Consider the following 12493-nt stretch of genomic DNA (forward strand, 5'->3'; position numbering starts at 1 on the left):
CGCCGACTGACTGCAACACCAGCCCCACCAACCACAACACGAGTTACGAGACATCCCTTAGGAAATGTTGCGACGCCCGTTACCACTCGCATTTCACGGCCTGCCACACCTGTTTCCGGCAAGGAGTTCCCGTGTCCAAAAAAGCCTCCGCACTCGTGCCCCGCCGTTGGCTGCGGTTCATGCCGATCATTTTCATCACCTACAGTTTCGCGTCCGTCGACCGTTCCAACTATTCGATCGCCGCCCCCGGCGGCCTCGAACGCGACCTGGGCATGACACCGGCGCTGACCGGCCTCGCCGCGGGGCTGTTCTTCGTCGGGTACTTCTTCTTCCAGGTCCCGGCGGCCGGGTACGCCGAACGCAAGAGCGTCCGCAAGCTCCTGTTCTGGAGCATTCTTTCCTGGGGCCTGCTGTCCAGCGCGCAGGGCCTCATTTCCCAGCCGTGGCTGCTCATCGTGGACCGGCTGTTGCTCGGAGCGGCCGAGGCGGCGGTCGCCCCGGCGTTGCTCGTCCTCGTGCTGAACTGGTTCCACGCCCGCGAACGGGCGAGGGCGGACACGTTCTCGATGCTGGGCGGGCTCATCGCGACCGTCGGTATGTCGGTGGTGTCGGGCTACCTGGTCACGCTCGTCGGATGGCGGTGGATGCTCATCATCGAGGGGGCTCCGGCGCTGGTCTGGGCGTTCGTTTTCCGCGCTCTGGTCGTGGACCGCCCCAGCGAGGCCACCTGGCTCAGCGAGCCGGAAAAGCGGAGCATCGAAACCGCGTTGCGCGAGGACGAGGAAATGCCCGCGAAGCCGACCGGCTACCGCCACGCCTTCCTCTCGCCGACGATAATCCTGCTGACGATCCAGTACCTGGTCTGGAACTTCGGTCTGTACGGATTCCTCTTCTGGTTGCCGACCGTGCTCAAGGAGGCGACCGCGCACGGCCTGGGCGAGGTGGGCGTGCTCGCGGCCGTGCCCTATGCCGTGGCCGCGGTCGTGCTGCTGTGCGTGTCCTACCTCTCCGACCGGCTTCCCCGGCGCCGCGGCCTGTTCATCTGGCCCCTGCTCATCGTCGGCGGCGTGACGCTCTACGCGTCTTCGGTGACCCACCACTTCTGGCTGGCCTTCGTCCTGCTGATCGTTGCCGAAGCCGCGATGCAGGGGCCGCAAGGAGCCTTCTTCGCCTCGATCCCGACCTACGTGCCGCGTGACGTCGCAGGGGGTGCCATGGGACTCATCAACAGCTTCGGCGGACTCGGTGGATTCATCGGCGCCTACATCGTGGGCTGGTTCATCGGCCGCACCGGCACCTCCGGCGCCTTCACCTTCATGGCCGGTTCGGTGCTCGTCGCGGCGATACTGGCCTTCGTCGTCGAGCGGCTGCGCCGCCCAGCCTCAACCCCCTTGGCCGCGCAGGTGCCGCAGCAGCAGATCAGCTGAGCCCACCCCACCCATCACGAAGAGGAATGCCCATGCGTCTAGCGGTCATCGGCGCCGGAGCCATCGGCTGCGCGGTCGCCCGAGCGGCGGCCCGCCACGACGGCGTCGAGGTGACGTTGTTCGACAGGAACCGTCCCGGCGCCGGCACCACCGGCACCACCTTGGGCTGGATCAACGCCCACAACAAGGAACCCCGCGCCTATTTCGAGCTCAACCGGGCCGGCCTGCGCGCTCATGCGGAACTCCAGCGGAACGAACCCACCTCGCAGCGCTGGTACTTCCCGCACGGCAATCTGGAATGGGCGGTTTCCGGGGGCCACGTCCAGGACCTGCACGAAACCGTTACCCGGCTGCGTGAGCGGGGCTACCCAGCCGAATGGATCGATCGCAGACGCGCCGCGGCCATCGCGCCGGACGCGGTCGTCGGCGACGACGTCGAAGCGATCGCGTGGTTCCCCGAAGAAGGATTCGTGGTCCCCGCACTGCTGCTCGCCCGGCTCCTCGGCGAAGCCCGCGACCGGGGCGCGATCGTGCGCACCGGCCAAGCCGTCCAGCGGGTCGACACCACTTCAGCCGGCGCCGTGGTCCGGGTCGCGGGCGGCCCCGCGGAGCGATTCGACGCCGTGGTCAGCTGTGCCGGCCGCTGGACCGGACCCCTGCTCGCCGGCTCCGGCGTCGTCGTTCCGATGGCGGACCCGGGCGCGGCGGGCTCACCCGCTGTCGGTTACCTGGGCTACACCGATCCGGTGCCCAGCCGGCTGTCGTGCCTGCTCACCACGCCGGCCCTCAACGTCCGCCCGGAGGGCGGCGGAAGGCTGGTCGTCCAGGGACTCGATCTCGACGCGAGCGCTGACCCGGCTCGGGAACCGTCCGCCGCCGTCCGCGACGAACTACGCGCACGGCTGCGGACGCTGCTGCGTGGGGCCGAGCACGCGGAGGTGGCCGAAGTGCGGGTCGGGCAGCGGGCGTTGCCGGCCGACGGGCACACCGTCGCGGGGTTCGTCGACACCGCCGCGCGGCACTACACCATCGCAACGCACAGCGGAATGACCCTGTGCCTGCACCTTGCCGACCTGGCGATCGCTGAAGTCCTGGCGGGTCGCGAACAGGCGGAACTCGCCGGTTTCCGGCCGCAGAGGTTCACCGCCGGCACCGCCGATCCGAACCGGCTGGTGGCCGCACGCCGTCCCGGCCAGCAATAACGACGCCGACCAACGGAGACGAGATGACGACCGGAATTTCCACCGCGATGGCGCCGATAGCCGCCGCGGACTGCTTCGAGATCGAGACGGCCTTCGTCACCCCCTACAAGCTGTCCCACGGCACGTTGGCCACGACACGCGCCGTGCTGGTCAAGCTCACCGATGCCGACGGCATCGCGGGCTGGGGCGAGGCCGATCCCAGTCCCACCTTCAGCGGGGAGTCGTCGGGCGACGTCGCAAGCATCCTGAAGGAGTCGCTGTTACCGGCGGTGCTCGCGGCGGACAACCCTGAACCGGGCCGCATCGATGCGGAGCTCGACGCGCTGCTCGCCGATCACCTGTTCGCCAAGGGCGCGGTGAGCATGGCGCTGTTGGACATCCTCGGAAAACGGCTCGGTGTTCCGGTCGCCACGCTGCTGGGCGGCGCGCTCAGGCGGTCGCTGCCGGTGTTGTGGCCGCTGGGGAACGGAACCGCCGAGGACGACATTCGCGTGATCGAGGAGCGGGCCGCGCAGGGCTTTTCGAGTTTCATGCTGAAAATGGGCACGGCACCGATTCGGGAGGAGGTGCGGCGGGTGGCCGCGCTCGAGGAGCGGTACGGGTCCCGGCTCACCCTGATCGCCGACGCCAACCAGGGCTGGAGCCGGGACCAGGCACACGAGTTCCTCACCGGGGTCAGTGATTCCCGCCTCGCCTTCGTCGAACAGCCCGTCGGAAAGGACGATCTCGAAGGCATGGCCATGCTGGCCCGGGACAGCGCGTTGCCGATATCGGCCGACGAATCGGTGCTCGGACTCGCACACGCCGCGCGCCTCGCCAAGCTGGGCGCCGCGAGCGTGTTCAGCATCAAGAGCAGCAAGAACGGCGGCCCCTTGCGCGCCCAGCGCATCGCCGCGGTGGCACAGGCTTTCGGAATTCGCTGCTACCTGAACTCGATGCTGGAATTCGGCATCACGCAGGCGGCTTCGCTGCAGCACGCCGTGACGATCGGGAACCTGGTCGAGGTGGGGCATGCGTTCATGTCGCCGCTGCGTCTCGCCGAGGATCCGACCGACTTCTCCTCGTTCGTGCGCGACGGGGTGGTGCGGCTGCCGGCCCGCGCGGGGCTCGGCATCGAGGTCGACGAACGCCACATCCGCCGGTTGGCCGTCGCCGAATTTCATCTTGGTACCAGCCGGTCCAACCCCGGCTGACGGCGCGGAAGCGGGCCGGTTTGTGCAGTGCGAAAACGTGTGCCCCGGCGACAGCGCGCCGCCGCCGGGGCCGGCACCTCACTCAGTCATCGGTTCCCGGCCATGGTTTGGCCTTCTGGAGCTCGTCGTACACGAGCGCCAGGAACTCCCGCACCTGGGCCTCGGAGTACGGCGGCTCCAGCGCGGCGGTCACCGGATCCGGCTGCCGCAGCGCCTGCTCGATCGCCCTCGAATACGCCGCCATGCCGCGCGTGAAGTACTCGCCGCGAGCCATGGCCCGCACCAGGGACGCGGCTTCTTCCCGGTCGAGGCTCGGCGCGCTGAACAGCGTGTAGATGATCCCGTCCAGTTCACCACTGTTTTCGATGGCCATCACGGGGTCATCTCCAACTCGTTCTTCAACTTCGCCAGCTCTTTCGGGGGGATCTTCATGCCACCCGCTCCCTGCATGTGCAGGGGCGTGTCGCCGAGGCCGTGAATTTTCAACTCCTCCCACATGTTCACCGTCTGCTGCGTGCCCGGCCGGTAGTGCCCGCTGTTGTCGGTGATCTTGATTATCCTGCCATCCTTCACGAAGAGTTCGCCCGCAGCCGCGACGGGCCGGCCGTTCGTCAGCGTCGAGTGGTGGAACTCGCCTTCGGCCTGATAGTTCGAGGCGTAGACGTTGCCGTGCCTGTCCATGACGAAGATCGCCCTCCCCTCGTCTCCCTTGTGGACTTTCGTCGCCTTGCTGGTGTCGAACAGCGTGCCGTCCTTGGCGTACCGCATGCGGCCGTCCTTGTCGATGTACACGCGGCGTTTTTCGAGCTTCGTGTCGTTGAGACGCGTCACCTGCTTTCCCACGAACGGCGGTTCGTTCAGGCGCGTCTCGTACTTGTAATGGTCCTCCATCGGCTTCTCTTTGCCGCCGTACCTGTTGCCGGTTCTCGGCCTCGGCGGCGGATTCGGATCGACCCTGGGCGGCGGCGGTCCCGTCTCCACCGTCCTGCCCGGAGGTGTCTGGGGCCTGGGCGCCGATATCACGGGCGGGGGCGCGGTCGCGGGCTTCTTGGGTTCGCGGAACCAGCCGGCGATCTTCTTGAACAGCCCCTTGCCGCCTCCGCGTCTAGCCATTGAGCACCTGGTTGATGGCGAGGTCGAGCGCCTGGTCGAGCAGGAGCTTGGTGATCGTCCGGAAGATCGGTATCTCCGCCAGCGAAGCCCCGAAGGTCACCACCGCCGTGGCGATCGCCTGCGCGATCTGCACCGCCAGCGCCACCAGCTGCGCGATCACCGCGATCTTCAACGCCAGCAGGATCCCGCCGCAGACGCCCAGCCCCACGCCGATCATCGTCGCCGCGGTGGCACCGTCGTCGAGGTTCTTCTTCGGCGCCTCACCGCCGTTCCAGAGGGTCTTGAGCTGTTCGACCCCCTGCGAGTGGTTCTGGCTCCACACCGACTCCGCCTGCTGGTGCGCCGCGTCGACGGCGGGTGGCAACTGGTCGGCGAACTTCGTCCACTCGCCCGACATGTCGAAGATCTTGCCTTCGTCCCCCTGGGGGAAGTTGAAACCCAGCGTGCTCAGCACCTGCGTCAGCGCGGGCGGCAACACCATTCCCGTGGTCACGAGCCCAGCTCCTCCCGTAACTGGCCCAGCGTGTCGCTGTGGGCCGTCTCGATCTCGCGGTAGGCCTTGGCCATCTCGCCGATCCTGTCGCCGACGTCGGTGACGGTCTCGGCGTTGTCCGTGTAGGAATCCATCGCCGCCTCCTGGATCGCCTCGTAGATCTCCTGCATCGCCGAGCCGATGTCGTCCTCGCCGAACGGGTTCCCGTAACCCTCCAATGTGGACTGGAACGCGGTTATCCTGTCCCGGATGCTCGCCCCGGCGCTGGACACGCCTTCGCCGGACCGGCTCACCGCATCCGGGTCGACTTCGATATCCCCTGGCAAGGAATCCCCCTCACGGCTCGCCGATGCTGCGCATGATCGCGCTGAGGTTGCTGGTGTAGTCGGACAGGTGCCGCATGCTCTGCTCGCTCAGCGCCATCGCCCGGTCGGACAGCTTCAGCAGGGCCTCGTCGTCGACGTCGTCGGCCGACGGCAGGCCGTCCTCACGCTGTTCCTCCCAGTCGGAGAGCGCGTCGTTGATGGCTTCCTGCGCCGCTTCGCCCAGGTCCTGGGGTGACATCTTCCTGGCGTAGTTGGACAACGAGTCGATTGCGACCGTGCCATCGGGCCTGACGGTCACTTCGATTTCTTCGCCCTCGTCGTGGCCCTCGCCGTACACCTGGGCACCGCCGAGCCGCGCCAGTTCGGCCTGCGCCGACCGCAGCAGGTCCATCGCGTCGGCGAACATGTACTCCACCCCGTGCGGCGTGGGATCACCCCGCATTCCCGTGCGGTCGCCCACCTTCGCGATCGCCTCCGACAGCGCCGAACCGATCATCGCCATCAGCTGCCCGCCCTGCTCCGAAGCGGCGCGGAACTCGCTGCCGATCGCGGCGAGATCCGGCAGGGGGTCGGTGGCCGAAGGGGCCTGCGAGCGGTAAGCGGTGAGCGCGGAATTCGCCGCCTCCGCCATGAGCGCCCCGATTTCCGCGGACGGGCGCCCGGGCACCGAATTGTCCACGGACATTTCGCTGAGCCGCCCGCCGCGGACGACGGCCTTCACCGACCGGTCCGCCGACCAGCCGGTGACCTGGACGTTCTGCACCGGCGGCGGTTCCTGTCCGTCGCGCACGGAAGCGAGCATCCGGCGCTGCTCCGCGATTTGCTCCGAGAATTCCGGTGATTCCACGAACATTCCCTCGTCCGCCCGCTGGTGACCAGCGGATTCGCACTTCAGAACGACGACGTTACGGCACCTCTGGTACCGGGATACGGCAAATCCGGCCAGTCAGGCGGAATCGTGGACCATCGGGCAGAGGATCGAGCACGAGGAGGACTGCGGGGAATACGGTTTCGCTGAGGACGGGCAGCGTGGAGGGTCAGGCGCCCGGAATCGCGGTGAGCGGGCGGATGGCGTCGCGGATGTGGTCGCGGAGCCATCGTGACGAGGGGTCGTCGTTGACGCGGCGGTGCCAGCGCAGTTCGATGTCGGCGGTGGGCAGGTCGACGGGCACTTCGTGAAGGCGCAGGGGCACGCCGCGCTCGACCAGGTGTGCGGCCGTGATGCGCGGGACGAGGCAGATGACGTCCTGCTCAAGAGCCATGAGAGCACCCACGGCATAGGTGGGCACGACCGCCACGACGTTGCGTGCACGCCCGATCCGTTCCAAGGCGTCATCGAGCGGGCCGCGGGCGAGGCCGCGTCGCGAGGCTGAGACGTGGGGCAGGCGGCACAGGTCGTCGAGGGTCAGCCGCGGGGTCCGGCCCAGTTCCGAGTCGGCGGCGACGGCGGCGACGAAGTGGTCGGTGAACAACGTCGTGGTGTGCACGTCGGGTGGCGGTGGGCCGCCGACGAGGACGTCGAGGTCGATCGAGCCGTCCCGCAGCGGGTCGGGGTCCTTGTTGTCCTGGCGGACGAACCGCAGGCGGACCCCGGGCGCCTCGTCGGCGATCCGGCGGGTGAGGCGCGGGGCGAGGACCGGCACAAGGCCGTCGTTGAGCCGGATGGAGAAGGTGCGCCGCCAGGAGCGCGGGTCGCTGCCGGCGGGTTCGCTGCGCAGCCGGTCCGCGGTGTCGAGCAGTGCTTTGACGGTGGCGGCCGAGCGCAGGGCGAACGGCGTGGGCACCAGGCCGCGGCCGGCGCGGACCAGGATGGGGTCGTTCAGCACGCGCCGCAGCCGGCCCAGCGCGCGGCTGGTCGCCGGCGCGGACAGGTGCAGGCGCACCGCGGCCTCCTTGACGCTGCCGGTGTCCAGCAGCGCGTCGAACACGCGCAGCAGGTTGAGGTCCAGCTCCTCGGCCACGACCACCCCCATTCGTGCGTTTGACGCAAGTAGTCAGTACCAACAATGCACTGGGAATTATGCCTGGGCCAACCAATACTAGGTTCCGGGAGCTTTCACCGACGCGAAATACAGGAGTTCAGCCATGCCCAGGATCGTGCGACCGGCCGCCTACGGCACGCCCGACGTGCTCACCGTGGTGGAGGTGCCGGCCCCGCACCCGGCCCCTGACGGCGTGGTCGTCGAGGTGCGGGCGGCCGGGGTCAACCCGATCGACTGGAAGCTCTACAGCGGGGATTTCCACGCCGTGGACGACGACCTCAAGGACTCCGCCGGGATCACCGCGTCGCTGCCGTCGCTCGGTTTGGAGTGCGCGGGCGTCGTCACCGCGGTCGGCGCGGACGTGACGGGGGTTCGGGTCGGTGACGAGGTGATCGTGTACCCGGTGACGGCCGCCTACGCCGATTACGTCACGGCCCCGGCGACCTCGGTCCTGGCCAAGCCGACCGGCCTGGGGTGGGCGGAGGCGGGGTCACTGATGCTGACCGGCACCACCGCGTTCCACGCGCTGCACGCCGCCGGGGTGGCCGCCGGTGACACCGTGCTCGTCCACGGCGGAGCCGGCGGGGTGGGCCTGATGGGGGTGCAACTGGCCGCGGCCGCGGGGGCGACCGTGATCGCGACCGCCTCCGAACGCAACCACGCGCTGCTGCGTGAACTCGGTGCGACGCCGGTGGTCTACGGCCCGGGGCTCGGCGACCGGGTGCGCGCCGCCGCGCCGCGGGGCGTCGATGCCGCGGTCGACTTCGCCGGTACGGACGAGGCGCTCGACGTCTCGCTGGAGCTGGTGGCCGACCGCACCCGGATCGCTTCGATCACCGGTTCGCCGCGCCGCGCCGCCGCGGGCATCAAGTTGCTCGGCTACGGACCGGGACAGGACCCGGGCACCGAAATCCGCAACGCCGCCCGCGCGCACCTCGTCGAGCGCGCCGCATCCGGCGCCCTGCGCGTCGTCGTCGACACCACCTTCCCGCTCACCGAGGCCGCGAAGGCCCACGAGGTCGGTATCGCCGGCCACGCTCCGGGCAAGCTCGTGCTCATCCCCTGATCAGCGGTCTCGGCGCGGCCGTCGCCGCGTCGTCGGGTCGATCCCTGCCTTCGCGAGTGCCTCCAGACCGCGGTGCGTGGCGGCGACCAGACCGCCGCCCGGGACAGGTCGTCGAGTTCACCGGCAAGCGGGTGATCAGCTCGCTCAGCGCGCAGCCCGTTCCCCGGCCAGACCGTCTATGCCATGAGCAAGGCCGCCTAGCCAGAACCACCCCGGCCGCCCAGCAAGCCGGAGAGCACGTATTCGATGAGCACGCGGTAACTGCGGTCGATATCGCGGGAAAGTCCGAACGCGCCGGAGCTTTCGAGGCTCACGAAGCCGTGTATCGCCGACCGCAGCGCGCGGGCGGCGTCGATCGCGTCGTCGTCGTGCAGGCCGAAGCCGCCGAGGATGTCGAGGAGGGCACGCAGTGATTCGTCGCTGACGCGTCGGTCCTCCTCGTCATCCGGCGCGGGGGCGCGGAGGGAGGCCGCGTAGCGGCCGGGGTGTGCCAGGACCCAGCGGCGGTACGCGTCGGCGAACGCGTGTATCGCCGACGCGCCCGCCTTGCCGACCGCCGCTCTGGCCGTGGCGCCGCCCAGTTCGCGTTTGGCCTGCAGGGCGATGCCACGACGCAGGGCGTCCAGGGACTCGACGTGCCGGTAGAGGGAAGGGGAGCGCACGCGCAGCCGTTCGGCGACCAGCCCCATGGTCAGCGCTTCGAAGCCGACCTCGTCGGCGAGTTCCGCGCCCGCCGCGATGACGGTGGCCGGAACGAGGCCTGCCCTAGGCACGAGCACTCCCTTCACTCTGCATCACGAACGCCGCTCCGTCGGCGCGCTGCGGGCCGACGCACCCATCAGCCACCGCCAGCGCGGTTGCTCGGTGACCGTGACGAGCACGCAGAGCGCGGTCACCACCAGCGCCAGCCACAGCGGTCCCAGCACCCACGCCGCCGCTGTCGCGGCCGCGAGCTGGAGCAGCACCAGCAGGATCGTCACCACACCCGGCACGGGGACGACCGGGGTCCCGCGCGGCCTGTCCCCCGGCGTGTTGAACAGCGTGGGCAACCCGATCAACAGGAGCACGGCGGCGATCGCGAGGAACGCCGAACGCGGCCACAGCGCAAGGGGGACGAGCACCCACGCGATCAACTCGGTGAGGAACCGCAGACCTCCGGCGACGAAGCCGTGCCCCGGTTGCTTCTTTTCAGTCACGGCAAGGCCTCCTGTCGTTCGGTCGGCTAGGCACGCGGCAGGTTCTCGGCCAGGAACGGCAGGGCGAGCGCGAGGACCTCGTCAGGGGTCTGGGCGTGCGGGTAGTGCCCTGCCCCCTCGATGACCGCCAGCTCACCACGTCCCCGAGGCAGGTCGGCGATCACCCGCCGGGCCTCCGCACTCGGGTCGGCCCAGTCGGGATCCAGACTGCCCACGACGACCAGCACGGGGCAGGTGACGTTGGCCAGCTGCGCACCGGCGTCAGCGGGGCTGGCCTTGCACATCGCCTGCAGGACCTTCATCCGGCCGGGCTCGCTCAGCTTGGACTCGATGCGCGCGAGCTCGGTGTGCCAGTCCGCGGGCTTCACCGGCATCGCGAGGTCGAGGTACTTCTTCCAGCTCGCCAGGCTTCCCCCGAACATGACCTTCGCGATCTGGGTGTAACCACTGCGGAAACGCTTCACCCGCAGCAGCCCGCCCAGGTCCACGGACTGCGCACGCGTGAACGGCGCCAGCTCGACGACCCCGGTGATCACGTCGGGAGCGGTGGCGGCCGCGATGGTCGCGGCCCCGCCGCTGATCGACTGGCCGATGAGCACAGCGGGCCCACCGAGGTGGCGGACGACGGCGACCAGGTCTCCCGCGATGTCGGTGCGGCTGTAGCCGTCCCACCCGAGGCTGGAGTCGCCGCAGCCGCGGATGTCGACGTTCGCGACGCGGTACCCCTTCGCGGCGAGCGCCGGAGCGAGGAAGCGGTAGGAGTGGCGGCTGTCGCCGATCCCGTGGGCGAGCACGACGAGGGGCCCGTCCCCGAGCACGTCGTAGGCGATGGTGTTCCCGTCGATGGTCAAGTACTCGGTCATGCCGTCCTCCGCAGCGGGAACTAATCGTATTAGCTTCAAGCTAATTCGATTAGCTAGCGCTGTCAAGGTCGGCGGCTACGCCTTGATCTGCGCCGAGTCCAGAGGTCTGGTGGGCATCCCGCGGAGCAGCAGGTAGATGCGGGCCGTGGTTGGCGAGCAGGAGCGCGTGGCTGGCGGCGGCCGCTCTCTCCGCGAGCGGGCCGAGCGCGGGGTCGCCGGGTGCGTGGTAGGGGAGCAGCGGAAGGGCGCCGACCCGCATCGCGTAGTACGCGGTGAGCGGCGGCAGGACGTTCGTCTCGTCGAGGCCGGCGAGGCAGGACACCGCGACAGCATGGGTGCTGTGCAGGTGCACGACCGCGTTGGCGGCCGGGCGGGCCCGGTACATCGCCAGGTGCAGGAAGGCCTCTTTGGACGGTCGCGGCCCGGCTCGGTGCTCGCCGTCGCGGTCGATGACCGAAAGCGCGTCCGGTGTCAGGGCGCCCAGGGAAGAACCGGTGGGTGTGATGAGGATGTCGTCGCCGTCGCGGACGCTGATGTTGCCGGTTCGCCCGTGAGTCAGCCTGCGGGTGAACAGGGATGCGCCGAGGTCGACGACGTCTTGCCGGCTCACGGCGCGCCCACCGCCCGGAGGAGGAGGTCGGGCCGGCCGAAGTTGCCGGATTTCAGCAGCAGGGCGAGGGGTGTCTCGCCGCCGCTGAGGCACCACGGCACACCGCGATCCTCTTCTGCCGCGATCCGCACGGATCGGATGCCGAGGGCGTTGACCACGGCGCCGGAGGTTTCGCCACCGGCGACGACGAGGCGGCGGTAGCCGAGTCCGACGGCGGTCGCGGCGAGCACGCCGAGGGTTTCTTCCAGAACCGGGGCCGCGTCCTGGCTCGCGCGGTCCTCCGGCGGTGCGGAGGAGTAGACCATCACCGCACGGCCGTCCGCGTGTTCGCGCAGCCAGCGCACCGCCTCGTCCCGGTTCGCGGCCGGGTCGAGCCGCAAGGACGGCAAGGTCGTCTTGGCCAGCGCCACCTGCGCGAGGGTGGTCGCCGAGCAGCTGCCGGCGAGGACGATGCCCGGACCGGATGGCAGGGCGACCACTTCCTCGGTCCGGACGGTGCCCGACAGCATGCCGACGGCACGCGCCAGTCCCGCGGCGCCGGTGAGCAGGCGCAGGTCCTGGGTGGCACTGGCGATCGTGACGAGGTCGGTGTCGTCGACCGCGTCCGTCACCGCGTAGCGGATTCCCCGTTCCCGCAAGGAAAACAGCTCCGCGCGGACCGCGTCGGCGCCCTTGCGCACCGACTGCAGCGGCACGAGGCCCACGGGGTGCCGCGTCTGGCGGGCCAGCACGCGCACGAGGTCGGAGTCGGTCATGGGCGTCAGGGGATGGTGGCGCATCGACGACTCGGACAGCAGGTCCTGCCCGACGAAGAGGTGTCCCATGTAGACGGTCCGCCCGTGCTCCGGTGATGCGGGACAGACGACAGTGAGGTCCGTGTCGAGCAGCGCGTCGGTGACCGGTCCGATGTTGCCGGCGTCCGTGGAGTCGGACGTGGAGTCGGACGTGGAGCAGTCTCCTGGCCGCGGCTCTGCGGGATGATGGTCAGCAGCGGGAGCCGGCCGCGCTTCTGCGATTGGTGG

At 69.6% G+C, this 12493-nt stretch carries 15 protein-coding genes; 4 read left to right on the forward strand and 11 right to left on the reverse strand.

All coding sequences use genetic code 11. From position 1 onward, the window contains the following. The 3 genes from ABFX51_RS36055 to ABFX51_RS36065 all read left to right on the forward strand — a co-directional run. Positions 1–1427: MFS transporter (locus ABFX51_RS36055; RefSeq protein ID WP_346056456.1), on the forward strand; the 1427-nt coding region annotated here is incomplete at its 5' end. A gap of 32 nt (positions 1428–1459) precedes the next feature. Beyond that, entirely contained in the window at positions 1460–2629 is a 1170-nt protein-coding gene (locus ABFX51_RS36060) for an NAD(P)/FAD-dependent oxidoreductase (protein WP_346056457.1), read from the forward strand. Positions 2630–2652: 23 nt separating this feature from the next. Continuing rightward, complete coding sequence (locus ABFX51_RS36065) at positions 2653–3822, forward strand: enolase C-terminal domain-like protein (RefSeq protein WP_346056458.1); 1170 nt, start codon at positions 2653–2655, stop codon at positions 3820–3822. Between the two features lie 82 nt (positions 3823–3904). On the opposite strand, the gene ABFX51_RS36070 is transcribed toward ABFX51_RS36065, so the two are convergent. The 6 genes from ABFX51_RS36070 to ABFX51_RS36095 form a co-directional block, all read right to left on the reverse strand. Continuing rightward, the gene (locus ABFX51_RS36070; protein ID WP_346056459.1) at positions 3905–4198 is read right to left on the reverse strand and encodes a hypothetical protein; all 294 of its coding nucleotides are present in this window, start codon (positions 4196–4198) and stop codon (positions 3905–3907) included. Next, complete coding sequence (locus ABFX51_RS36075; RefSeq protein WP_346056460.1) at positions 4195–4935, reverse strand: hypothetical protein; 741 nt, start codon at positions 4933–4935, stop codon at positions 4195–4197. The genes ABFX51_RS36070 and ABFX51_RS36075 overlap by 4 nt, the downstream gene beginning before the upstream one ends. Further along, positions 4928–5428, reverse strand: coding sequence for a WXG100-like domain-containing protein (locus ABFX51_RS36080; protein WP_346056461.1), 501 nt, complete (start codon positions 5426–5428; stop codon positions 4928–4930). Before ABFX51_RS36080 ends, ABFX51_RS36075 begins: the two co-directional genes overlap by 8 nt. Then, on the reverse strand, positions 5425–5754 hold the full coding sequence (locus tag ABFX51_RS36085) for a hypothetical protein (protein WP_346056462.1): 330 nt from the start codon (positions 5752–5754) through the stop codon (positions 5425–5427). Before ABFX51_RS36085 ends, ABFX51_RS36080 begins: the two co-directional genes overlap by 4 nt. Before the next feature lie 10 nt (positions 5755–5764). Beyond that, positions 5765–6601, reverse strand: coding sequence for a hypothetical protein (locus tag ABFX51_RS36090; protein WP_346056463.1), 837 nt, complete (start codon positions 6599–6601; stop codon positions 5765–5767). Positions 6602–6791: 190 nt separating this feature from the next. Further along, complete coding sequence (locus ABFX51_RS36095) at positions 6792–7727, reverse strand: LysR family transcriptional regulator (RefSeq protein WP_346056464.1); 936 nt, start codon at positions 7725–7727, stop codon at positions 6792–6794. A gap of 112 nt (positions 7728–7839) precedes the next feature. Between ABFX51_RS36095 and ABFX51_RS36100 the strand changes: the two genes are divergently transcribed. Further along, the gene (locus ABFX51_RS36100; RefSeq protein WP_346056465.1) at positions 7840–8802 is read left to right on the forward strand and encodes an NADP-dependent oxidoreductase; all 963 of its coding nucleotides are present in this window, start codon (positions 7840–7842) and stop codon (positions 8800–8802) included. A gap of 197 nt (positions 8803–8999) precedes the next feature. Here ABFX51_RS36100 and ABFX51_RS36105 read toward each other — a convergent pair whose 3' ends face one another. The 5 genes from ABFX51_RS36105 to ABFX51_RS36125 all read right to left on the reverse strand — a co-directional run. Further along, a complete protein-coding gene (locus ABFX51_RS36105; protein ID WP_346056466.1) occupies positions 9000–9575 on the reverse strand; it encodes a TetR/AcrR family transcriptional regulator in 576 nt (191 codons plus the stop codon). Between the two features lie 21 nt (positions 9576–9596). Further along, the gene (locus tag ABFX51_RS36110; RefSeq protein ID WP_346056467.1) at positions 9597–9998 is read right to left on the reverse strand and encodes a hypothetical protein; all 402 of its coding nucleotides are present in this window, start codon (positions 9996–9998) and stop codon (positions 9597–9599) included. Positions 9999–10024: 26 nt separating this feature from the next. After that, a complete protein-coding gene (locus ABFX51_RS36115; protein ID WP_346056468.1) occupies positions 10025–10861 on the reverse strand; it encodes an alpha/beta fold hydrolase in 837 nt (278 codons plus the stop codon). Between the two features lie 49 nt (positions 10862–10910). After that, complete coding sequence (locus tag ABFX51_RS36120) at positions 10911–11471, reverse strand: class II aldolase/adducin family protein (RefSeq protein WP_346056469.1); 561 nt, start codon at positions 11469–11471, stop codon at positions 10911–10913. Continuing rightward, on the reverse strand, positions 11468–12493 hold a 1026-nt coding region (locus ABFX51_RS36125), incomplete at its 5' end, for a four-carbon acid sugar kinase family protein (protein WP_346056470.1). The genes ABFX51_RS36125 and ABFX51_RS36120, both read right to left, overlap by 4 nt.

Origin of the sequence: Amycolatopsis dongchuanensis, assembly GCF_039542405.1 — a bacterium.
GTDB classification, from domain to species: Bacteria; Actinomycetota; Actinomycetes; order Mycobacteriales; family Pseudonocardiaceae; genus Amycolatopsis_E; species Amycolatopsis_E sacchari.